Here is a 23,341-nt window from a genome sequence, read left to right as displayed (position 1 = left end):
CCATCTATACCAGACGACAATCAGAACTCACTCAAGCCAACAGCCTGTTAAAATACCGCTGAGCTCGACCGACCTATGGTTAACCATCATTACTTCAAGGTGTTTATGTCACAAATTTTAAGTGCTATCGCAAACGCAACGCGCGATTTATTGCGGTTGAAAATTATCTGGATCATGGTCTGGCCGATATTAACAGCCAGTATGATCTGGTTATTAATTGGCTGGATATTCTGGGATTTTTTTGCGGAATTTATTTATCTGGGTTTTGACGAACTGGGTGTAAAAGACTGGATAGACAGTCAGGCACCTGGATGGCTGGCCTACAGCATACAATGGTTGATTAATATCATTTTCTTCATCCCGCTGGTGATAATCACCACATTGATTATTACTGCCATTTTTTTAATGCCGGCACTGATTAATCATGTTGCAAAAAGACGCTACCCCCGTCTTGAACGAGAAAGCGGCGGCACCATCGTGGGCAGTCTGGTCAATGCGCTTTATGCAACGTTTCTGTATATTCTGATCTGGGTCCTTACACTGCCATTATGGGCATTTGGTGCAGGTATCATCGTCCCGTTCATTGCTGCGGCATTCCTGAATCAGCAATTATTTCGCTACGATGCCTTATCAGAACATGCAGCGCCTACCGAAATCAAGAAACTGCTCGCTTCTCACCGACTTCCGTTATGGATATTAGGCTTGCTCACTGGTTTTCTGCAATATATACCTATTGTCAATTTTTTTTCGCCGGTGTTGACCGCACTCGCGTTTATCCACTACGAGCTGGCGCGTCTGGAAAAAGTCCGCTCGATGGAAAACGGCGAAAGCGCGGGCAACAGCGCATCGTGCAACTAACTATTCAAACAGTTCGTCGGCCTGCAAAACCTTCAAAGCTTCCCGCGCACAGATTTCGTCAAATTTTATTCCGGGCGCACCGCCAACACCGACACCGCCGACTATTTCACCGCCCATTCTGATCGGAAAACCGCCGCCAAGCAGAAGGATATGTTCATTCATGTGCGCAAGGCTATGCAAATCTGGACTATTAACAACCAGTTCGGCATAACGTTGCGTCGGACCACGCATACTGTTTGCTGTATATGCTTTACGGCGGCTGCTGTCCAGTGTATGTGGACCGGCACCATCGGCTTTTAACTGTACTTTCAACAGTCCGGCATGATCGACAATTGCGACGCTCACATTGAAACCATCACTTTCGCACTGACTGATTGCAGCAAGTGCTGCCTTAACGGATAACTCCATGGTCAAAGCAGGCTTCACGGTCTGTTCCTTGGCAAGGGAAGTACCGGAAAAAACACAGACTAACAGCGTTGTAGCAACTAATACCGCCTGTCGGATTTTTTTGTTCATCATGGCAATTTATTCCTTTTGAATATCAGGTGACTGAAACGCTATTGTAAAGACTCATGAAACGAATACAACCCTAAAATCAACACCAGCTTGAATTGCAGATTTCAAATATTAATTTGTATATTTTTACTGTATGAGGCAAGATTAAGTTTTCTTATGGATTAGCCACGACTTATCGTGATCTGTTACGAACACCCGCTTAATGAGCGCATCCGCACCCTGCTAAAACTCGAAGATCTGTTCAAGAAAATAGACTTTTTCTCCGCCAAGGATTCGCCGATGCAACATCACGCATCGTTAATGACGCTGTTCGAGATTCTGGAAGTTACCAGTCGTGCGGATATAAAAACCGATTTGCTGCAGGAACTTGAGCGTCAAAAGCAACTGCTTGAAACTTTGCGAAAAAATCCGGACATTTCTGAGTCGGCGCTGGATAACGTGCTGGACAATATCCAGACCACCTTCCGGTCGATGCTGGAAATATCCGGCAAAGTCGGCGAACATTTGCGTGATAATGAATGGCTGATGACGATCAAGCAACGCACGAATATACCTGGCGGCATTTGCGAATTTGAATTACCCTCTTACCATTATTGGCTGAATCTGGACCCTTCCTTGCGCCGCAAGGACTTTAACGAGTGGCTCGCGCCAATGCTGCCGATACGCAATGCGTTTGACATTGTTCTCTATCTGCTCAGAGGTAGCGGCAAAACGACGCAGAACATTGCGTATCAGGGTATTTTCCAACAGCCCGGCTCGGATTATATTGCACATATGCTGCGTGTCAGTGTCAGCGAAGACTTTCCGTGCGTACCTGAAATCAGCGCCAACAAATATGCACTGAATATCCGTTTCATTCCTTCACAATCCGGACAACGCGTCAAAGTGTATGAAAAAGATGTCTCGTTTGAACTGACGTTCTGCAATCTGTAGATTTATCAATACCAGTTCTGAATGAGAAGACTGTTTCCACTATCGCCCACTATGAGTATCAGCAATGCAGGGAAAGCGAAGTAAGTCACGCTTGACAAAAACGGCTGATAACGCTGTATGGGTCAAAATGAATCCAGCTTAAGGTTGGTTCTTGAATGGTTTCAGGTTGCAATAATTGCCGTTCTTTTGGAAAATACCCAAACAACGCTTCACATGTCTTGCCTGGCACCAATTCAGAGACAACAGAAATCATTTAGAATTGTTTACTCCCCAGAGATCCTACTCTCAGTGCTAAAGTTTTTTAACCGCCCAAACGCTTTTCGAGCACGCTTGGCAAATCTTTGAGAAAACGTCCGGCACTGATCATTTGACGCCGCAGCAAAATCCAGTTTTCCGTATTTTTCTTTTCATCCAGACAACGCAGAAAGCGTGCTCGTAAAGCCTCTTCCTGGTGATTTAGAATTGCCGCCCACAATGTATCGTCTACGTTGTAGACATGATTTTCCATCAGACAGACAGGAATAACATGATCAATCGGTACGGCAAGATCGCCGGCAATCGCCGCTACTGCAGCACTAATATTGGCGGCTTTGGCATTTTGTGGATGCGCCAGATCGTAAGGTGGATTCCATTCACCCGCCGGTCGTAATCGATCCACTTGACTAGCAACAACAAGCAACGGCGGAGGTCGGCGGGTTTTCTGTATTGAAAAAAACACCCTAAGCGAATCAAGACAATCGCGCTCAATCTGTCTATCGGGCCGGTTGACAGGGCTGACCCATAAAATCAGATCGGCGTTCCTGGCTGCATCGTGCAGCTTTTTACTGTCGAAGTATTTGCTGTCGCACCCTGGGCTGTCAAAGACCAAAGCCTGTGTTAAACCTGCGCGCGACAGTGCGAATGGTTTCAGCATCTCGGTGCTGTCAGGCAGGATATCGGCAGCCGCTGTTAATTTTCCAAAAAGCGCATTAATCAAACTTGATTTTCCAGCATTGGAACGACCCAGCACCAGAATACGCAATGGCTCTTCCTCGACCTTATCCGCACCCACCGTTTCATCCATACGGTGCATATCAGCGGTAGAGCGCATGGTACGCGTTGTCACCGGCTCATCATCGGTCAGCACCAGGCGGCCACTGTACAGGTCGATCGCGTAATACCCGACTTTTCGAATATAGGTGCGCAAAAACCAGCGGTGTAACTCGTCGCGCGCCTGACCGTAACTGCGTTCTCGCAAATGACGCCACGCCTCTCCAAGCAACGCATCGACAGGATTGACAATCGCCCGCCCTGCCCGGTAAATGTCAAAAACCTGTTCAGCACTGTCTCTCCAGCGCTGCATGCGAAACAGGGCGCCGATTTTCAGCCGGTTACTGAACGGTATGTTTTCCATGACATCATGCCGCAAGTCGCGACTGGCGCGTTCAATTACCAGCAACGTATGTGGCACGGTCAACTCGAGCAAAGGCCTGTCGACTTGCGGATAGTAACAGCGCGCAACGGTTTCCAGCGCACGTCGGCCCAATGCCAGAATCCAGTCGCCTTTTTCCAATGGCCAGTCTGCCGGGTCGCAGTCTTGCACCAGGGACTGAATACGATCCCATGCTTCATCTGCGCTGAGGGGCCATTCCGGATTCGGCTCTGTCACTGCTTCAGCAAGCAGTTTGCGGTCGCGCCTTACCAGCAATTGCTGCAGCCCATAGCCAAGACCAGTGCATGCCAGCATAACCAGCCCCCAGATCAGCAGATAGCCCTGCTGCCACAACCAGACCATACCTAATCCCAACAACACAAAAAACGGCAGGACAAACAAAAGAAAACCCAGCAACCTGAACGTGTCTATGCCATGGAATAACGTCTTCATTCAGGACTTACCCCGTAACCGGTTTTTCAGAACGGCAGCGCCACGTTCAAGCTCCTCGGCATAAATACGACGTATTGCTTCCGCATCCACGTTCAGATGGTTCCGATGTCTGACGAAAAAATAAACCGCAGCCTTTCCCAGCGCATAAGTAGCAGCACCACTGGCGCTGGCACCCCATAACGCACCGACTGTCTGCCCTAAAAACGGGATGACTTTGGCCACCGCGCGTCCGGCCCAGCGTGCCAGATAACCGGTCGCCACACCCGCGCCCATTAAACCGAGGAATTCAGTAATCGTACGTTTGTCCCAAGGCTGGCCATATAATACCGCCAGACTGTGCAGCAGTTTTGCCTGCACCGCTGAAACAGCAACCAGATCAACCACCGGTAAAGCACCAAGCCCAGCAGCCGTAGTGGAATAACCGACGATATGCTGATGCGCCGTTTGTTCAAACAAATCATGTACTCGACTGTCACTTCGTAACAGATTCTCGAGTCCCAGCGATGACAGTGCTTCAATCGCCTGCCACAGGGCCTCGAGTCCATAATCTGGTGGATCATAACCGTCATCCGGCTGCGTCAGATCGACGGCAACCCAGCGAATAGCCGCATGACCGGGTAAATCTGCAATTGCTTCGCGTTGCGCCAGTAAGGCACGCTTCAGATCGGAGGGCACCGTATCCGGCAACGGCGCCTGATCATAAGGCCATGGCTGAGCATGTTGCCCGCCAAACGGATAACATTCATGCAATCCCGTCTGCACCATCAACACCGGCCACTCGGGGTGGCGCATCCGTATGGCATGCAAGACATCAAACACCGCCTGCTGTTTGACATCCGCAACTTTCATTACGGCGATCAGCAAATGCGCCTTGGATTCGCAATACCGGATATCTTCCGCTGGATCGTATGCCACCTCGCCGAGGCCGCGTGTATCAAGAAACCGCACCACAGGCATCTCCGCAGGAAAATCGTAAAAATGCGATTGCCGCGTGCACGGTTGAAAACCGTTGCCGATTTCAGCCGTCTCGCTGCCGGTCATCGCCCGTATAATCGATGTCTTGCCCGCCTGCGTCTTGCCAATCAGCCACAATACCGGCACCGGCATTTTCTCCCGGGCCTCCTGCAACGATTTTTCCAGCAACGCCTCATCGACTTTGGGGTCGAGCAATGCCTTACGCAGCTGCTCCCAATAAGCCGGCCAGTTTTTTAAATTACCCTTCGTCATCGAATTGCATTAATAGCTCACAGGATATGTATCTGACAATTTTGCGCGAAATATTTGCTCCCACCGATTACGTTTTTCAGCAAATGACAGCGCAGCATGCGCCGGACTTGTGGATGGCAGGCGGATAAACTGCATCTGCTGCTGCAGCTCTGGCATGTGGTTTTTTAGCACATATCGCCTGAAGCAGTCTTCCGCCTTGGCACCATTAAAAAAAACGGCGCGAATCTGTGTGTATGTTGTAAAGAAAGCGGAGAAATCATTGACCGTCTGGGACTTGATTTCAATACTGGAATCTAGACTGCCTTTCCGTCTGCATGATTGCAATACATCCCAGAGCGCTATGCGTGCAGATTTCAGGGCGTCTGTTTTTTTAGAATAAGCGGTATGTTTGGGATCGAAATTGAGCAATTCGCCCATGATTCGCCAAAAAGCGTTGTGTGGATGCGCGTAATACTGGTTTGCATCAAGTGACGCTCGTCCCGGCATGCTGCCCAGTACCAGAATCTCGGCATTCGATTGCGCAATTGGTGCGAAGCTGTAGATAGTGTTCATACATTGACATACAGTATGTGATACCGCGGATAATCAAGATATTTCATCCATATAATAATGTCTGACAGGCTTTAATGTCCGATCCAGTTCATATACAAGCGGTCTGCCGGTCGGCAGTTTCAGCTTCATCACCTGCTGCGGTGTCAAATGCTCGAGTTGCCCCATTAACGTGCGCAGCAGGTTTTTGTGCGATACGATCAGCACATTTCTGCCGTGTTCCAGTTCCGGTTTAATAATACGCTGCCAGCAGGGCTGCAGACGTTGCGCTGCCAGCCTCAGGCTTTCACCTAGCGGCAACTCTTTAACGTCTATTCCGGCGTATCCGGACTGATTGCCCGGAAAACGCGCATCATCCATTTCAAGCCTGGGCGGCTCGCCATCATAACTTATTTGCGTGCGCAGTACCGGCCATAGTCCAAATTTTCGAACTGCCGCCAAACGCCCAAGACCTTCAAGTGCGCCATAATGCCGCTCATTCAGGCGCCAGCATTTTTGTACAGGCAATTTGAGTGCCATTGCTGACAATACAATTCTTGCCGTTTCGAACGCCCGCTGCAGTGTCGATGAAAAACAGCAATCCAGGATGAAATCAGCCTGCTGCAGCAAAACACCGGCGCGTTCAGCTTCCTGCTCGCCTTTTGAGCTTAAGGCAACATCGCTCCAGCCGGTAAACATCTTATCCCGATTCCAAATACTCTGGCCATGGCGCAACAGCACCAGCCGTGTTATAGCTGTTCCCGCCTTTGTTTCAGAAATAAATTCCGCCATCATTCAATGTGATGCATTTTTCGAGACGCATTTGTTGCTCGCGCAGACTCCTGCCAGATACGCATCAAGGCATCCCACAGACTTTTACGCATGGTCGTCAGAAAAAGTGAATTATCACTGAGCCCATTGACCAGACGTCGCTGAGCTTTACCCAGATTATGGTATGGCATATTCATAAAAAGATGGTGCGTAGCATGAAAACGCAGTCCGACAGGGGCCCATAGCGGCGTTATTAGGGGATTACCGGGAACATTAACGGAATCCAGAAACTGTTCAGCATGACTCATCGGCTTCTCACCCGGGTTTCGGTACGCATGCGCCGCCAGTGTACGCAGTGAATTCAGTATAAAAACCATCACTGCAACCAGATACCAGAGCACGAGCACCGAAAGCGGAATCACCTCCAGCATTATCAGTGAGACGATAGCGAAAGAAAACAGAAAAGCCGCCAGTTCCTGCTGCCGCCAGTTGTGGTCGTTACGAATGGCATTCTCCGCACGCTTGTAATTCGGATCAATGGTCAGCGACGAAGCACGCTCCCAAACAATTTTACGCAACGGCGGAATCAGATAGGATAATGGTGTCAGCAACAGAAAGCGCGCCAGCAGCAGCAATGGCAGGATGAAAGACAACAGCACGTAACCGACCATCTCCATGGGCTTCCGAGTTGCAAACGGCAAATATTCGCCGTCATCCAGGGTGCCGTAAACATCCCGCCTGTGGTGGTCATTATGCACCCCGTCATACGTAAACGACGGAATCATAAAGGGAATACCACACAGGCAATTCCACACCAAACGGAATGTTTGAAACGTTCCTTTCTTCAGGTGCGCCAGTTCGTGCACAAAAATGGCTGCACGGTACAAAGCCAGCACGGCAATCAAATAAGCACCGATCTGCCACAGCGAAAACAGTGGTGACATCAGCGCAGTAAAAAACGCTGTCCATCCAACAACGATATTAAACAAAAAATCCGCCCAGTAAATCCATGGATTCGGGGTCATCAGGTCGCTTACCAGATTATGCGCCTCACGCAGTGAAAATACCTCGCCGTTTTTTTCCGGCTGTACCGTTCGTTCAGCCTGGTATGCGATTGCAGTTTTCCCGGCCTTATCCGCTTCAGTTTCGTTCATAACCAGCAGGTTTTAATTCGCTCGATAATCAATTGGTTTGTCCGTTCACCGGTTTCGTTCACATTGCCCAGATTCGGCGCCGCAGGCCAGCCTGAATCAATGAACTCAATATCATCAAACTGCCTGGGTTGCGCGTAGCGAGGAATAACATGAAAATGCACATCCGGGTCAACCATCATCAGCATCAGATAATTAATTTTGTCATACTGGAATGCCCTGGTCAGCGCACTTTCAATTTGATTAACTGTTTCACGCAGTTCAGCAAAACTGTCTACACTGAGTTCTGAGAACGCCCTTGCAGGCTCATGCGCAGCCAGCACCAACGCGCCTAGCGTGACCTGAGCAGGACGAAGCATAACGCTCCAGTGTCGGAACGAATGGATAACCGTTTGTGGCGCACCGAATTTGCGCATCGTGTCATTGAAAGCAGGCGTATTCATCTTCGCTCCTTGCAATTACTTCGAAAAAAGCATCCCAGCCCGGGCCAAGTCCTCTATGAAGTCGATTTCGCACCAGCGAAACCCCCTTACAGAACACGAATTGACAAGACGCTGGCGAGCAAGCTTGTCAATGATAGACAGGTACCAGGACTTCAATTCGGCTGGGTGACGCAGCGCTTCCTCAACCGCCTGGTTGAAATAAACCGGCCCCTCTTCGCGGAAGTATACGAGACCGATCGACTCGGCATCAATGTCGCTTGGCGGCACAATCTTGCTGACCTGTTTGACCCAGCCATCCGCATCAAGTTGCACTTTCATATCATCTGCGTCATAGCTTTCTTTGAAATCCACGCTCAGTGTAATCGGGGCAGACGGCGAATTCAATACTTGCGACAGCAATGCCGGTTCGATCACTGTGTCGCCGTTTAGCAACAAAAAATCATTATCCATGACGTCGCGTGCCAACCAGCAACTGGCCAGATTATCCGCTACTTCATAAAATGGATTGAACACAACCCTGATCTTGTCGCAATCTGCATAATTAGTCCGCAGCAATGCTTCTATCTGGCCTACCTGAAAACCCGCCACAATGGATATTTCACGCACACCAGCCGCGCGCAGCGCATCGATCTGCCAGGCCAGCACAGGTTTGTCAGCAACGGATAACAGACATTTCGGAGAATTTTCGGTCAGCGGCAGCAAACGCCGGCCCTGACCGGCACTCAGAATAATCGCTTTGACAGCGTTCACGTATTTGAATTCGGATCATTTATTATAGAGTACGAGATTTTAACCCGAATAGCGTGCAGGTTGCTGAAAATTGAAGTATCAAAATACAACAACCGCACAACAACCGGTTAAAAGGACAGGCTACTCATACTTCTGAGCGCTTCTACAATTTTTTGCGTCGCTGCCAGAAACTCCTCGATCTGCGCCTGCGTATTGCTGCGCCCGAGACTGACCCGTACTGCACAGCGCGCAAGCAGCGGGTCTACCTGCATTGCCTCAAGCACATGACTTTGCCCCGGATTGACACTGGAACAGGCCGCGCCGCTGGCAACTGCAAAACCCATCTTGTCCAGTTTTACAACCAGTGTATCCCCTTCTACGTCCGGCAGAGCGAAATAAGTGGTATTCGGAATACGTTCAGCGCCCGCACCAAAAATTTCCGCCCCCATACGAATAAGGCCCTGCTCCAGCGTATCACGCAGTCGCGCAACATGCTGCGCGGTGTCCAGCATGCGCGCTTTGGCAAGTTCGCATGCGACACCAAAACCGACGATTGCCGGAACATTCTCTGTACCTGATCGCAATCCGTTCTCATGACCACCACCATATATCAATGGCTTCAATAACAACCGCTTGTCAACAATCAAAGCGGCTGCTCCTTTGGGCCCGTAAATTTTGTGAGACGACAGCGTCATGGCATGCACATTAAGCGCTGCGAAATCGACTGTAATCTTACCCAATCCCTGTACCGCATCGGTATGCACATAGGCCTCCTGCGAACGTGCGAAGTCTGCAATTGCAGCAACATCCTGAATTACACCGGTTTCATTGTTCGCCAGCATTACAGAAACCAGTACGGGTTTTTTCGTCGACATCGCCTCCCGCGCCGCTGCCAGATCAGTCTGTCCGCGCTGATTAACTGCCAGTCGCTGCAAAGTCCAGCGTCCTACTGAACGCTGCGCCAGAGCCTGAGCTGGTTTCAAAACACAAGGATGCTCAACCGCACTGATTGCCATATGACCCGGTTGCAGACTGTCCGCTGCTCCGCGAATAAACAGATTGTTTGCTTCAGATCCACCGCTGGCAAAAATTACCTGTACAGGCTGAACCCCGACTGCCGCCGCCACCTGCTCACGCGCTTTGTCAATAGCGCGCCTTGCAACCGTTCCGAGGGCATGACGGCTGGACGCGTTACCATACTCATGTTGAAAGTAAGGCAGCATCGCCTCCATCACCACATCATCAACGCGAGTAGTTGCGTTATGGTCAAAATAATTAAGTTTCATTGATAAATACGATATGTCATGTTGGTCTCAAAAAATGTACCGATAAATCTGTGCCGTAGGCTGTTTGTAATTCTATCTACGGGCAAAGCAAAAAGGCATGCAATCCACGTTGCCGTCACCACACGGTGCTCAGAAGTAAATTGACGGATCAATCTGAATGATCGAATGATCCTGACATGCGTGTTTAACCAAAATCTTAATACCCATGGATCAATATTCTACCGGTAACGGATCCAGACTGCGCCATAAATACCAGGTCGCAACCGAGCGCCATGGCTGCCAGCGTTCGGCCAGTTTTCGCATGTCTTGTTTGTTGACAGATTGATTATCAAAATAATGCCTGCAAATTGCACGTTGCAGACCGATATCATCAAGCGGTAACACATCAGGGCGCAACATATGAAAAATCAGAAACATCTCGGCAGTCCAACGACCTATTCCCTTAATCCGGACCAGTTGTGCGATGAGCGCTTCATCATCTGCTGCTTCCCATGCCGAAACATCAAGCATATCTTCCCTGAAATGGCGCGACAAGTCCTTTAGATAGCTGATTTTTCGAAGCGACAGACCACAAGCCCGCAACATACTGTCATCAGCGTCATGAATTGCATGCGGTGTCATATCCGGTATGGCCTTTTGAAATTTTTGCCACACACTTTCTGCGGCTTTTACAGAAATCTGCTGCCCAACAATCGAACGTGCAAGCGTGCAGAAAGCATCGCCGCGTGATTTAAGCGCGACATCATCATAGCACTGGATAAGATCCCGCATAACCGCATCTCTGGCAGCCAATTCCTGCGTTGCTTGTAACCAGTAGTCAGGCATCATGTAAAACCATAATCATCGATGTTGTTTCTCTGTTTCTTTTTGCACGCAGATTGAATTCAGTTTCCGGTAGCGATATTGATCATGCACATGACCGGCATACAGCTTTCAATCGCAAAACCAAAAAAAATGTAAATAAATTTTTTTGCAGATAACCACAAATAATGAACCAAAATTTATGCATAAGCCAATTGATTGCGATTGACACTTCCCTTTTACCGGATTTTTATATAGGATTGCAAATTAATCGAGTTTTCGACTCTGCTTAACGAGAATTGCTCTATGCAAAGCTTCCTGAAAGCATTGACACATTGAGCATCATCATTTCATAAAAAAAACCGGAATTAATTTCTAACGAGGATCTTATGAGTCAGCACATACACTACGTTACTGATGCCAATTTCGAAACTGAGGTTTTACAGTCTTCCTTGCCTGTCCTGGTTGATTATTGGGCTGAATGGTGCGGCCCCTGCAAGATGATTGCACCAATTCTGGATGAAATTGCCGGTGAATACGACGGTCGCCTCAAAATCGCCAAGCTGAATATCGATGAAAATCAAGTTACCCCGCCAAAATATGGCATTCGGGGCATACCAACATTGATGCTGTTCAAAGACGGCAACGTTGAAGCAACCAAAGTAGGTGCATTATCAAAATCCCAGCTTACCGCATTTGTTGACAGCCATCTTTAAAGCCGTTATGCTCACATATTAAATCAATAGAGAGCTGGCGACCAACCGCCTCGCTCTTTTTTTCTAACTCTATATTTTATCCCATCAGCAGCATTCCTTCCGACGTTCATCGTTTACGTTAAATTTCTTTTTTCTACGTATTAACTATCAATATCAAAGAGCTTCTTCATGCGCTTATCTGATCTCAAACATCTTCACGTTACCGAATTGATCAAAATGGCTACCGAAAATGAACTTGACGGTGCCAACAGAATGCGAAAACAGGATCTGATTTTTGCATTGTTGAAAAATCAGGCTAAAAAAGGGGAAAGCATATATGGTCAGGGCACGCTTGAAGTTTTACAGGACGGCTTTGGCTTTCTGCGCTCACCGGATACTTCTTACCTTGCAGGGCCTGATGATATTTATATTTCACCTAGCCAGATAAGACGCTTTAACCTGCATACAGGTGATTCAATTGACGGAGAAATTCGCCCCCCCAAGGATGGCGAGCGTTATTTTGCACTGGTCAAGGTCGACAAAGTCAACAGTGAACCGCCCGAAAACTCCAAGAATAAAATACTCTTTGAAAATTTGACGCCGTTATTTCCAACCGAGCCATTAAAGCTTGAACGTGACATCAAGGCCGAGGAAAACATTACCGGTCGTATTATCGATCTGATTGCACCGATTGGAAAAGGTCAGCGCGGACTGCTTGTAGCTAGCCCAAAATCGGGTAAGACAGTAATGCTTCAGCATATTGCGCACTCTATCGCAGCGAATTATCCGGATGTCATTTTGATGGTGCTGCTGATAGACGAACGCCCTGAAGAAGTCACTGAAATGATCCGTTCCGTCAGAGGGGAAGTTGTTTCATCCACGTTTGACGAAGCAGCCATGCGCCACGTGCAAGTGGCGGATATGGTCATCGAGAAAGCCAAACGCCTGGTCGAGCACAAAAAGGACGTCGTTATTCTGCTCGATTCGATTACACGGCTGGCACGCGCCTATAACACTGTCGCACCAGCTTCAGGCAAGGTTTTGACGGGTGGTGTCGATGCCAATGCACTTCAGCGGCCAAAGCGTTTTTTTGGAGCGGCCCGTAATATTGAAGAAGGCGGATCGCTGACGATTATCGCAACCGCATTGATTGATACCGGATCACGTATGGATGATGTGATATACGAAGAATTCAAGGGCACAGGCAATTTGGAAATCCATCTTGAACGCCGCATGGCCGAGAAACGTATTTATCCTGCTATCAATGTCAACCGTTCAGGAACCCGCCGGGAAGAACTGTTGATCGAACCAGATGTTCTGCAAAAAATCTGGGTTTTACGCAAATTGCTGCATCCGATGGATGACATGGATGCCATGGCATTCCTGCTGGATAAAATTAAAGCGACCAAAAACAATGCTGATTTCTTCGATTCCATGAAGAGAGTCTGATTACCCGGCTGGCAATTATTTACCTGAATAAATCATCTCGCTATAAATTGACCTTTTTGCGTTGAAAGAGTATAGTTCACCCTTTTCGGGGTGTAGCGTAGCCTGGTAGCGCGCCTGGTTTGGGACCAGGATGTCGGGAGTTCGAATCTCTCCACCCCGACCAATTACTGCCTTAGATATACATTAGGCTTGTCCGGTAAGGTGCCCGTAGCTCAATTGGATAGAGCACCAGCCTTCTAAGCTGGGGGTTACAGGTTCGATCCCTGTCGGGCACGCCATACTGTTCCTATCTGATAATTGGTTTCTGATTACGTCAAACCTTACCAGTTTGGTTAAAACGAGGCGACAGCACGTCGCTTTCAACGGTGGCTGTAGCTCAGTTGGTAGAGTCCCGGATTGTGATTCCGGTTGTCGTGGGTTCGAGTCCCATCAGCCACCCCATCTACGGTTTCCTGTTTCAATGTTCAAACAGCTGTAAGCATTTGCAGCGCACTACCCTGTTCATAATCTTTATATTCAGGCATTCGCACGATACAATACCACCTTCAAACACTGGTACTCTATCAGTATGATATTGCCGGGTTCAGTGCGCTTGTCAGTGTTCATGGCAAGGCGTGTCTTGCAGGAAATAGTCGCTCTATTACCAAAAGACACAACGCAGCCCATGGACGCTGAAAAGCTCACCCACAGGGCGTTACCGTGGTGTCCTGCAGCCGTGTTACAGTACTTGAAAAGGGAACAACCCTTTCCCGCGTACTGTGCCTTGCTCCATAACACCACGGTAACGCTGTACCTGGCAATATCATATTGATAGAGTACTAGGCATTACCTCACCGACAAACAATTTGCTTTATCGAGGAACGGACCATGACTCAAAATTTATTCAACAGCATCCAGGAACTGACGATTTCTGAGGGGAAAACGGCACGGTACTATTCCCTTCCAGCACTGGAAAAACACGGACTCGGCAATATTTCACGGTTACCGGTATGCATACGAATCATTCTGGAATCGGTACTGCGAAATTGTGACGGAAAAAAAATTACTGAAACACACGTCAGGCAGCTGGCCAAATGGGAACCTGATGCGGCAAGAACACATGAAATTCCATTTGTTGTCTCACGTATCGTTTTGCAGGACTTTACCGGCGTACCATTGCTTGTGGATCTGGCAGCCATGCGCAGCGCAGCTGAAAAACTGGGAAAGAATCCTGAACGCATCGAACCACTTGTTCCGGTTGATCTGGTTGTAGATCACTCTATTCAGGTTGATCACTATGGCACCAAGGATGCACTCAAACTCAATATGGAAATTGAATTTGAGCGCAATCACGAGCGCTATCAGTTTATCAAATGGGGCATGCAGGCATTTGACACCTTCAAGGTCGTACCACCGGGAATCGGCATTGTTCACCAGGTAAACCTGGAGCATCTTGCACATGGTGTTCACCAGAACAGCGGTACCATTTATCCGGATACGCTGGTAGGAACCGACTCACATACCACCATGATTAACGGCATCGGCGTCGTAGGCTGGGGGGTTGGCGGCATAGAGGCCGAGGCAGGCATGCTTGGACAACCAGTGTACTTCCTGACGCCAGATGTGATCGGCGTCAATCTGACCGGCAAATTACGTGAAGGTGTAACCGCCACCGATCTGGTGCTCACGGTTACGGAAATGCTGCGCAACGCTAACGTGGTCGGCAAGTTTGTAGAATTTTTCGGTGAAGGTACCGCGTCCTTGACTGTCCCGGACCGCGCCACTATTGCCAACATGGCGCCGGAATATGGCGCGACAATGGGATTCTTCCCCGTAGACGATGCTACCATTGAGTATTTCAAAGGAACGGGACGCAGCGATGACGATATTGCAGCTTTCCAACAGTATTTTAAAGCACAGGAAATGTATGGCGTACCCCGCCAGGGTGAGATAGATTACAGTGAGGTATTGACGCTCGACCTGAGCACGGTTTCGCCATCCCTTGCCGGCCCCAAAAGGCCGCAGGACCGTATCGATATGGCAGAAATGAAAGATCGTTTCACCGAGCTTTTCAGCAAACCGGTTGCAGAAAATGGATACGGAAAACAGCACGATGAATTGGAAAAACGCTATCAAACACGTCAACTGAACGCAGAAGAAGCAGAACTTTGCACACGTCTTGAAACGAATGTTCCTGATGAGAGTTGCCTGTCCGATAACAGCGACCGCAATGTAACCGAAATGGTCAGCAATCATCCTACACCCAGCACTGAAACACCGGACCCGCCGCTGAACAACGGCACTATTGAGCTCGGCCACGGCGATATTCTGATCGCAGCCATTACTTCCTGCACCAACACATCCAACCCCAGCGTTCTGATTGCAGCAGGATTGCTGGCAAAAAAGGCCGTGGAAAAGGGACTGTCCGTCAAGCGCCATATTAAAACATCCCTGGCGCCGGGCTCCAGGGTTGTGTCGGACTACCTTACACATACTGGTTTACTGGATGCACTTGAAAAACTGGGCTTTACCCTGGCGGGTTATGGTTGTACTACCTGTATCGGCAACGCCGGACCACTGGCCGAACCGATTGAGGAAGCGGTCGTCAAGAACGATCTGGTCTGTGCCGCCGTACTCTCGGGCAATCGCAATTTCGAGGCCCGGATCCACCCGAACATCCGCGCGAATTTTCTGGCTTCACCGCCGCTGGTGGTTGCCTACGCGATTGCCGGCACAGTACTGAAGGATCTTACCAGCGAGCCGCTGGGAACAGACTCTGAAAACAATCCGGTATGGCTTAAAGACATCTGGCCAAGCAGTGAAGAAATACAGGTACTGATGAAGTTTGCCACAAATGCCGACACTTTCCGTAAGCTCTACAGCGATCTGACCAAGGATCATCCGCTTTGGAACGATATTTCCTCGACCGCCGGTGAAACATATAACTGGCCTGCGTCCACCTATATCGCCGAACCGCCTTTCTTTGAAAATTTTTCACTACAGCTCGACGAGAATGACATTGTTCACGAAATCAAAGATGCGTATGCACTGGGTATTTTCGGTGATTCCGTCACGACCGACCATATCAGCCCAGCCGGCGCGATCAAGGCGGCCTCACCCGCCGGCAGGTATCTGCTGGACAATGATGTAGCGCAGAATGATTTCAACAGTTACGGCTCCCGGCGAGGCAACCATGAAGTCATGATGCGCGGCACCTTTGCCAATGTGCGTATTCGCAATCTCATGGTACCGGGCAGCGAAGGTGGTGTGACGCTTTATCGGTCTGAAAATCAGGAAGCGGAAGAAATGAGTATTTATGATGCCGCAATGAAATATCGGTCACAGGGTGTTTCAACCGTTGTTTTTGGCGGCAAGGAGTACGGCACCGGTTCCAGCCGGGACTGGGCGGCGAAAGGAACGCAGCTACTCGGCGTCAAAGCGGTAATTGCATCCAGTTATGAACGCATCCACCGCAGCAACCTGATCGGTATGGGCGTGCTGCCGCTGCAATTCAAAAACAGTGACTCGGTAAAATCGCTGGATATCACTGGCAACGAGAAATTCGACATACTCGGACTTGGCGATCTGGAACCGCAACAGGACGTGACACTGATCATTCACAGGGACGACGGCTCACAGAAAGAAGTCAAGCTGTTATGCCGTATCGACACGGCGATTGAGAAAGAATACTATCAGCATGGCGGCATATTGCCTTATGTGCTGAGAGAACTGTTAAATGGATAACTGAGATTCTGTCCTGCAGCCTCCGCAACAACAGTCAGAAAGATCTGAAATGTTCAAAAAAAGCCTCATGGAGAAAAAATCCATGAGGCTTTCAATTGATAAGTTAAGCTCTATGCATATTATTATTTACACTTAACTCTCGATTAAAACCTGAAAAAACAGGTTCTAAATCATGCCTTGTTCAAACGGCGGCTGCCTACAAAACCCAACATACCCAGTCCAAGCAACGCCAGGATAGAAGGCTCTGGTACAGGTATCACAGATTCAACGATCAATACCATGTCGGTATAGTCTCTGTCTGAAACAGGCGCAGCCAGATCTTCCCATCCCATAACGAACTCGTTGTTTGTCCACAGGCCTGCTGCCAAGGTTGGCACCTGAATTGTATCAGTGTTAGTACCTTGATAAGCAGCCATGTGATCCAGGCCATCGAAATTCAGGTTGGTGTCGGAATAGAATTTATTGCCGGTGTTGGTTACATTCAGAAAATAACCAAAGAAATTACCGTTAAAATCAACTCCAGAGTCAACATTGTTGACAAACACAGACCCGTCTACTTTGATGCTCAGAAAAGCCTGGCTACCAGCAGTTGCAGCACCAGAGAAAACCGTGACTTGACTACCCGGATTTGTTGGATCATAAACACCCAGTTCATTGCCGTTTGCAAAAGCTGCCAGTTCAACAATGATTGATGCAACCGAACCACCGGCACCGGTGATTGACCACCAGCTGTCGATTCCGTCTCCGATTTCATCCGTTGTCACGTTAACGCTGCTGCTACCAGGTGTAGGTGCTACAGTAATTCCGTCCAAAACACCCTGTAATGCTGCACCGCCATCACCAAATGGTACTGCCTGCGCTGAACCGGCCATTGACAATCCGAAAACTGCCGCTACTGCCGTTTTTAAAACTACATTAGATTCTTTTTTCATTTTAATCACTCCTTCACAAATTTAGCGTTTCGCTAATTTACATATATAACTAAATTTACCCCAACCTCTAATCTAATTGACTCAAAGCAACAAATCAAAAAGCGAAATACTCAAGGCTTTTTTTACTACTCACTGTTATTATAAGCAATTTGCGTGCCAACATTATCAACTTATTGATTAATAGATATTAATTTATACAATTGCTCGCAAAGATTTCAATCAGGGCATCGATGTGTAAAAAATTCCGACATAGCTAACAGGGGGTTTCCTCAAAGCACCGAATCTCGTCAACAAACGACCTGCTGAATTATCGTATCATACCACCGCATGCAACCGCTGTTCAGGACATCGGCGGCTTGCCGAAGGACACGACTGCAAATTTTTGATTCACGAATTCAGAAATAAAATGGATAGCCCTTTTGTACAACTGCTCATCCTGATTATCGCGGCCAACGGCGCGCCGATTATGGTACGCTATCTGGTCCAGAACAGATGGAAACGACCGGTTGATTGCGGTTACTGCCTGACCGGCAATAATCGGTTGTTCGGAAACACCAAAACCTGGCGCGGCTTGATCAGCTCACTGGTAATCACCAGCCTTCTCGGATGGTGGATGGGTTATGAAATCAAAACAGGGCTTCTGATCGCGGCAGGCGCCATGAGCGGCGATCTGTTTTCGAGCTTCATCAAACGGCGACTCAGATTGCCACCAAGCTCAATGGCACCGCTGCTGGACCAGGTCCCCGAATCTCTGGTTCCTGCAATACTCGTCATACAGACGTTTCGATTAACTGCTCTGGATATTGTTTATCTGGTTGCTGTTTTTTTTGTACTAGAATATGTACTGTCGTTTATGCTTTACAGGTTGGGAGTTCGTAAAAAACCCTATTGATCTGTATGATCCGGGACTTCAAAGAGACTCGCAACCAAAGCAGGCTTTTTCACAATCAAATTTCAGTATCGCATTCATGCCGCCATACAATCAGATCACCGTTACTTTATAGCTACACTTCAAATTCCATGGGTTTATGTTCGAATTATGAAAAAGAACCATGATATGCCCATAATAATGCCCACCATGCGATTCGCCATGCCCGATAACCAATACGCTTGAAATCATCGGCAATAAGTAAACGCTGCTAATAATCCGGGTTGCACTTGCTGGCAAACAAACGTACAGCGAATTTCAAGCCTCCCCTGAGAAAATACCCACAAATATCCTAACTGACCGGAAAAGGCCATTCACTGCTCCCTGTGCTTAAAGCTGCCAGTCACTGGGGACTCAGGCATATTGCCGACACGGAAGCAAAAATCCAAATAGAGCAGAAATGACCCTGCTACTTCGTATAATCATTCTCGTGCCAATTAACAGTTGTCAAATTTCACGACAGTCATAATTGCTTTGATCAGTATCGCAATCTACTCAACAACTGGCGTTATCGGTATAATTTGACAGACAAACGCAGCTTTTTTATACAACTGTAATTTTTCATTATCAAACTCAGCCGGTTCCTGAATTCAAAATGCTTGTAACAATCGCAGCCATCGGTGCGGGTGGTGCCCTGGGGGCCATTTCACGTTACGGTGTCAGCCTGACTGCAGCACATTTATTCGGCCATCATTTTCCATGGGGAACATTAACTGTAAACATTTCCGGTTCATTTATAATGGGGCTATTGATTGCCTTGTTTGCACATTTTTGGCAGCCACCGGAGGTGCTGCGTCTGTTCTTCGTAACAGGGTTTCTTGGCGGATTTACGACATTCTCCACATTCTCGCTCGATATCGCGACACTGTATGAACGTGGAAACCTGGTAACAGCGTTTATGTATGGCTCATCTTCCGTTGTATTGTCAATCGGTGCATTATTTGCCGGCATGGCGCTGGTACGGCAACTAACCTGAATATAGGAACTGCATCTAATGCAGTCCTATGTCCAAGCGTGTCCATACATATCGGAATCATACCGTCATTCCGTTATGACGCAACAGCGCATCCATCTGCGGTTCACGGCCGCGAAAAGCCACGAATGATTCGAGTGCTGGCCGGCTGCCACCCATGGCCAGAATCTCATCTCTAAAGCGGGAGCCGGTTTTCGCGTCCATCACTCCGATTGAATTGTTCGATGCATTTTCCTCAAACAGACCGTAAGCATCCGCCGACAGCACCTCTGCCCATTTATAGCTGTAATAGCCTGCCGCATAACCACCACCAAAGATATGCGCAAAGCTGTTAGGAAATCGATTATATGCAGGCGGCGTAATAACGGCCACTTCCTGACGCACCTCGTCCAGCAACTGCAATACGGATTTATCACCGTGAGGGTCGAAATCATAATGTAAATGCATATCAAACAGGGCAAACTCTATCTGGCGCACCATTTGCATACCGCTCTGGAAATTCTTGGCTGCCAGCATTTTATCAAACAGCGTCCGCGGCAACGGTTCCCCGGTTTCGACATGCCGCGTCATCTCCTTTAGTACATCCCATTCCCAGCAAAAATTTTCCATAAACTGGCTGGGCAGCTCCACTGCATCCCACTCAACACCGTTAATACCGGAAACACTCAGATCGTCCACTTGGGTTAGCAAGTGATGCAGGCCGTGACCAAACTCGTGAAACAGCACAATCACCTCATTATGCGTAAACAGCGCCGGTCTTTGCTGACCATTGATCGAAACTGGCCCTGAAAAATTGCAGGTCAGATAGGCGACGGGTATCTGCACCACATGACCGCCGCGCTCGCAATCAATACGTCGACGTGCAATCGCACCATCCATCCAGGCCCCGCCGCGCTTGGTATCACGCGCATACAAATCAATATAAAACCGTCCTATCAGGTCACCACTGGCATCGAAAATGTCGAACAATTTGACATCGGGATGCCAGTATTGCACCGTTTGTTCGAGTTCTATGGAATCAGCAGGTACAATCGAGATACGGTACAACGCTTCAACAAGCTTGAACATGCCCGGCAAAACCTTGTCTTCAGGGAAATACTGTTTGACTTCCTGATCTGAAAATGCGTATCGCGCCTGACGCAGTTTCTCACTGGCATACGGAATATCCCAGGCCTCCAGCTTCGGCAAGCCCAGCGTTTCTGTTGCAAACTGCTGCAGTTCCTGCAGGTCTTTCTCGGCATAAGGCTTGGCCTTGGCAGCCAGTTCGCGGAGAAAACCCAGTACCTGCTCTGGCGATGTAGCCATTTTGGGGGCCAGCGATACTTCCGCAAAATTGTTGTACCCTAACAGCTTCGCCTCTTCTTCTCGCAATTCAAGTATTTTTTTAATTATTGGCATATTGTCCCAGCTTGTGTCTGACGACTCGCTGTTCGGCTTGCTAAACTCGCTGGCACGGGTATAAAACGCATGATACATTTTTTCACGCAAGGCACGATTATCCGCATACTGCTGTATGGGCAGATACGATGGCATATGCAAGGTAAATTTCCAGCCTTTTTTTGAATCCTTCTCGGCCAGTTGCTTCGCGGTATGCAATACGTCTTCCGGTATACCGGAAATTTCTTCCTGATTTTCTATCACTAATGAAAAAGCATTGGTAGCATCAAGTAGATTATCGTTGAATTTTGACGATAACTCCGACAGAGTCTCCTGAATCTTGAGAAAACGCTGTTTCTTCTCCGGCGGCAGTTCCGCTCCTCCCAGACGAAAATCCCTGAGCTCATTTTCAATAATTTTTTTGCGCGCCGGACTGAGCATGTCGAACTCGGCACCTGCCCGCAATTGCTTGAATTTATCGAACAAACGCTGATCCTGAGAAAGCTCCGCGTAAAACTGGGTGATCAGCGGCAGATTCTTATTGTAGACTTCACGCAACTCGGGCGTATTCATGACCGCATTCAAATGTGAAACCTGTCCCCAGGCACGCGATAGACGTTCACTGGCATCCACCATGGGTTGCACAAATGTTTGCCAAGTGGGTGCGTTGGGGTCGTTGCGAATGCTGTCCATAGTTGATCTGTTTTCAGTCAGCAAGGTTTCAATTGCAGGCGTTACATGTGCTGTATTGATTTCATCAAAACGGGGCAATCCCGAAAAATCGAGTAATGGATTAGATGACATATTCATATGCTGGAGTTAAATTTCGTTAACGATTTAGGGTTAAAGCTTTGATTGGTAGACAATGTTACCATTGATTAATGTATACCTGACTTTTCCTGGCACTTCCATGCCCAAAAACGGTGTATTCTTTCCCTGGCTCAATAATGCGTCTGCTGTCACTTTCCAATAAGTCTCCGAATCGAAAATGCATAGATCCGCTGACGCGCCCGGTGTTAAATGTCCTGCATCTATACCCAATACTGCAGCAGGCTTGTTCGTAATCGCAGCCAGTACTTCAACAAGCGGACGCTTCATTTCCATGCCATATTTTAAAGTAAGCGGCAGCAATAATTCCACACCTGTCGCGCCAGTTTCCGCCTGACCAAACGGCAGCATCTTAGCGTCTTCGTCAACCGGTGCATGATCTGAGCAGATTGCGTCTATTGTTCCATCCCACAATGCATTGCGCAATGCATTACGGTCACTGATGTTTCGCAAAGGTGGAATAATGTGACAATTAGCATCGAAATAATCGATATCCATATCCGATAAATGAAGATGATTGATCGATACATCACAGGTGATCGACAAACCTTGTTGTTTGGCAGCGCGCACCATTGCCAGACCTTCGGCACTTGAAATTCTGCAGAGATGAATATGCACGTCCACCACTTTTGCCAGCAGAATGATATTCGAAATTGCAATTGTTTCCGCGCATACCGGTATAACCGGCAAGCCCAGGCGGGTAGCAACTTCGCCATCGTGCGCAACGCCTTCGTGAGCCAGATTCATATCCTGTGGGCTCAGCCACACACTGAAACCAAATGTCGATGCATACTGCATTGCCTGCATTAATATCCTCAGGTTGGCTATCATGCCATCGGGTTGCCCGAATACAACACACCCCGCATCGCGTAATTCCGCCATTTCTGTTAAATGTTCGCCCAGTAGTCCCTGTGTTAACGCACCTACAGGATAAACATGGGCCTGATTCAGGTTTTTGGCACGGTGCTTGAGCATTTCCACCAAACCGGGCTCATCCAACGGTGGATCGGTATCCGGTGGACAGGCAAAACTGGTTACACCACCAGCCACGGCGGCATTCATTTCCGATTCCAGAGTCGCCATATATTCCAGACCCGGTTCGCGCAGACGCACCGACATATCAACCAGACCCGGACACACTACCAAGCCATCGGCCTCGATAATATTATCCGGCTGAAATGCTGCAGGCGGCTCCCCAACAGCAAGAATTTTACCCGAAGCAACAAAGACATCCAGAATCGCGTCCATACCTGTACCAGGATCAATCAAACGGCCATTTCTGATGTGAATTTTCATCTGAACACTGTTTTTCTATATAGTTTTAGATTG

The 23,341-nt window shown here is 48.4% G+C and carries 20 protein-coding genes and 3 tRNA genes; 10 read left to right on the top strand and 13 right to left on the bottom strand.

The window, feature by feature from the left end:
* The first annotated feature begins 105 nt into the window (after positions 1-105).
* Positions 106-858 (top strand): EI24 domain-containing protein, encoded by a 753-nt coding sequence (locus BMY62_RS03175; RefSeq protein ID WP_090656481.1) that lies wholly within the window; start codon positions 106-108, stop codon positions 856-858.
* Here BMY62_RS03175 and BMY62_RS03170 read toward each other — a convergent pair whose 3' ends face one another.
* Positions 859-1,377 carry a GlcG/HbpS family heme-binding protein gene (locus tag BMY62_RS03170; RefSeq protein WP_256207406.1) on the bottom strand — a complete coding sequence of 173 codons (519 nt, stop codon included), beginning with the start codon at positions 1,375-1,377 and terminating at the stop codon, positions 859-861.
* 174 nt (positions 1,378-1,551) lie between these two features.
* On the opposite strand from BMY62_RS03170, the gene zapD reads away from it, so the two are divergent.
* A complete protein-coding gene (gene zapD, locus BMY62_RS03165) occupies positions 1,552-2,307 on the top strand; it encodes a cell division protein ZapD (RefSeq protein ID WP_090656479.1) in 756 nt (251 codons plus the stop codon).
* 301 nt (positions 2,308-2,608) lie between these two features.
* Here zapD and BMY62_RS03160 read toward each other — a convergent pair whose 3' ends face one another.
* The 9 genes from BMY62_RS03160 to BMY62_RS03120 all read right to left on the bottom strand — a co-directional run bounded on the left by BMY62_RS03160 (position 2,609) and on the right by BMY62_RS03120 (position 11,131).
* Positions 2,609-4,171 carry a GTPase family protein gene (locus BMY62_RS03160; RefSeq protein WP_090656476.1) on the bottom strand — a complete coding sequence of 521 codons (1,563 nt, stop codon included), beginning with the start codon at positions 4,169-4,171 and terminating at the stop codon, positions 2,609-2,611.
* Positions 4,172-5,398: a YcjF family protein gene (locus tag BMY62_RS03155; protein WP_090656473.1), complete on the bottom strand. Its 1,227-nt coding sequence runs from the start codon at positions 5,396-5,398 to the stop codon at positions 4,172-4,174.
* Between the two features lie 9 nt (positions 5,399-5,407).
* Positions 5,408-5,950 (bottom strand): DNA-deoxyinosine glycosylase, encoded by a 543-nt coding sequence (locus tag BMY62_RS03150; protein WP_090656470.1) that lies wholly within the window; start codon positions 5,948-5,950, stop codon positions 5,408-5,410.
* Positions 5,951-5,983: 33 nt separating this feature from the next.
* The gene (locus BMY62_RS03145) at positions 5,984-6,718 is read right to left on the bottom strand and encodes a 2,3-bisphosphoglycerate-dependent phosphoglycerate mutase (RefSeq protein ID WP_090656594.1); all 735 of its coding nucleotides are present in this window, start codon (positions 6,716-6,718) and stop codon (positions 5,984-5,986) included.
* Positions 6,718-7,851, bottom strand: coding sequence for a fatty acid desaturase family protein (locus BMY62_RS03140; RefSeq protein WP_090656467.1), 1,134 nt, complete (start codon positions 7,849-7,851; stop codon positions 6,718-6,720). Before BMY62_RS03140 ends, BMY62_RS03145 begins: the two co-directional genes overlap by 1 nt.
* Positions 7,848-8,291 (bottom strand): HIT family protein, encoded by a 444-nt coding sequence (locus tag BMY62_RS03135; protein WP_090656464.1) that lies wholly within the window; start codon positions 8,289-8,291, stop codon positions 7,848-7,850. Before BMY62_RS03135 ends, BMY62_RS03140 begins: the two co-directional genes overlap by 4 nt.
* A 15-nt stretch (positions 8,292-8,306) precedes the next feature.
* Positions 8,307-9,041, bottom strand: a complete 735-nt coding sequence (locus tag BMY62_RS03130; RefSeq protein WP_218142928.1) for a phosphocholine cytidylyltransferase family protein — start codon at positions 9,039-9,041, stop codon at positions 8,307-8,309.
* Between the two features lie 107 nt (positions 9,042-9,148).
* The gene (locus BMY62_RS03125; protein WP_090656460.1) at positions 9,149-10,306 is read right to left on the bottom strand and encodes a cysteine desulfurase family protein; all 1,158 of its coding nucleotides are present in this window, start codon (positions 10,304-10,306) and stop codon (positions 9,149-9,151) included.
* A gap of 210 nt (positions 10,307-10,516) precedes the next feature.
* Complete coding sequence (locus BMY62_RS03120) at positions 10,517-11,131, bottom strand: DNA-3-methyladenine glycosylase family protein (protein WP_256207405.1); 615 nt, start codon at positions 11,129-11,131, stop codon at positions 10,517-10,519.
* 365 nt (positions 11,132-11,496) lie between these two features.
* Between BMY62_RS03120 and trxA the strand changes: the two genes are divergently transcribed.
* From trxA to BMY62_RS03085, 6 genes are all read left to right on the top strand, one after another.
* On the top strand, positions 11,497-11,823 hold the full coding sequence (gene trxA, locus BMY62_RS03110; protein ID WP_090627887.1) for a thioredoxin TrxA: 327 nt from the start codon (positions 11,497-11,499) through the stop codon (positions 11,821-11,823).
* Between the two features lie 168 nt (positions 11,824-11,991).
* Positions 11,992-13,251, top strand: coding sequence for a transcription termination factor Rho (rho, locus tag BMY62_RS03105; protein ID WP_090656450.1), 1,260 nt, complete (start codon positions 11,992-11,994; stop codon positions 13,249-13,251).
* A gap of 86 nt (positions 13,252-13,337) precedes the next feature.
* Positions 13,338-13,414: transfer RNA gene (locus BMY62_RS03100), tRNA-Pro, on the top strand.
* Positions 13,415-13,452: 38 nt separating this feature from the next.
* Positions 13,453-13,529 (top strand) — tRNA-Arg (locus tag BMY62_RS03095).
* An 87-nt stretch (positions 13,530-13,616) separates the two neighbouring features.
* Positions 13,617-13,692: transfer RNA gene (locus BMY62_RS03090), tRNA-His, on the top strand.
* Between the two features lie 426 nt (positions 13,693-14,118).
* Positions 14,119-16,974, top strand: coding sequence for an aconitate hydratase (locus BMY62_RS03085; protein WP_090656447.1), 2,856 nt, complete (start codon positions 14,119-14,121; stop codon positions 16,972-16,974).
* Between the two features lie 170 nt (positions 16,975-17,144).
* On the opposite strand, the gene BMY62_RS03080 is transcribed toward BMY62_RS03085, so the two are convergent.
* Entirely contained in the window at positions 17,145-17,906 is a 762-nt protein-coding gene (locus tag BMY62_RS03080; RefSeq protein WP_090656444.1) for a DUF4114 domain-containing protein, read from the bottom strand.
* A gap of 406 nt (positions 17,907-18,312) precedes the next feature.
* Here BMY62_RS03080 and BMY62_RS03075 point away from each other — a divergent pair, with 406 nt between their 5' ends.
* The gene (locus BMY62_RS03075) at positions 18,313-18,798 is read left to right on the top strand and encodes a CDP-archaeol synthase (RefSeq protein WP_090656441.1); all 486 of its coding nucleotides are present in this window, start codon (positions 18,313-18,315) and stop codon (positions 18,796-18,798) included.
* Positions 18,799-19,429: 631 nt separating this feature from the next.
* Positions 19,430-19,810, top strand: coding sequence for a fluoride efflux transporter CrcB (crcB, locus tag BMY62_RS03065; RefSeq protein ID WP_090656438.1), 381 nt, complete (start codon positions 19,430-19,432; stop codon positions 19,808-19,810).
* 57 nt (positions 19,811-19,867) lie between these two features.
* Here crcB and BMY62_RS03060 read toward each other — a convergent pair whose 3' ends face one another.
* Together BMY62_RS03060 and BMY62_RS03055 are read right to left on the bottom strand one after the other, a co-directional pair.
* Positions 19,868-21,994 (bottom strand): M3 family metallopeptidase, encoded by a 2,127-nt coding sequence (locus BMY62_RS03060; RefSeq protein ID WP_090656435.1) that lies wholly within the window; start codon positions 21,992-21,994, stop codon positions 19,868-19,870.
* A 33-nt stretch (positions 21,995-22,027) separates the two neighbouring features.
* A complete protein-coding gene (locus BMY62_RS03055; RefSeq protein ID WP_090656432.1) occupies positions 22,028-23,308 on the bottom strand; it encodes a dihydroorotase in 1,281 nt (426 codons plus the stop codon).
* Positions 23,309-23,341 lie beyond the last annotated feature (33 nt).

It is taken from the genome of Nitrosomonas marina, assembly GCF_900111605.1.
In the GTDB taxonomy this organism is placed as follows: domain Bacteria; phylum Pseudomonadota; class Gammaproteobacteria; order Burkholderiales; family Nitrosomonadaceae; genus Nitrosomonas; species Nitrosomonas marina_A.
This window is presented reverse-complemented; position numbering and strand designations above follow the sequence as displayed.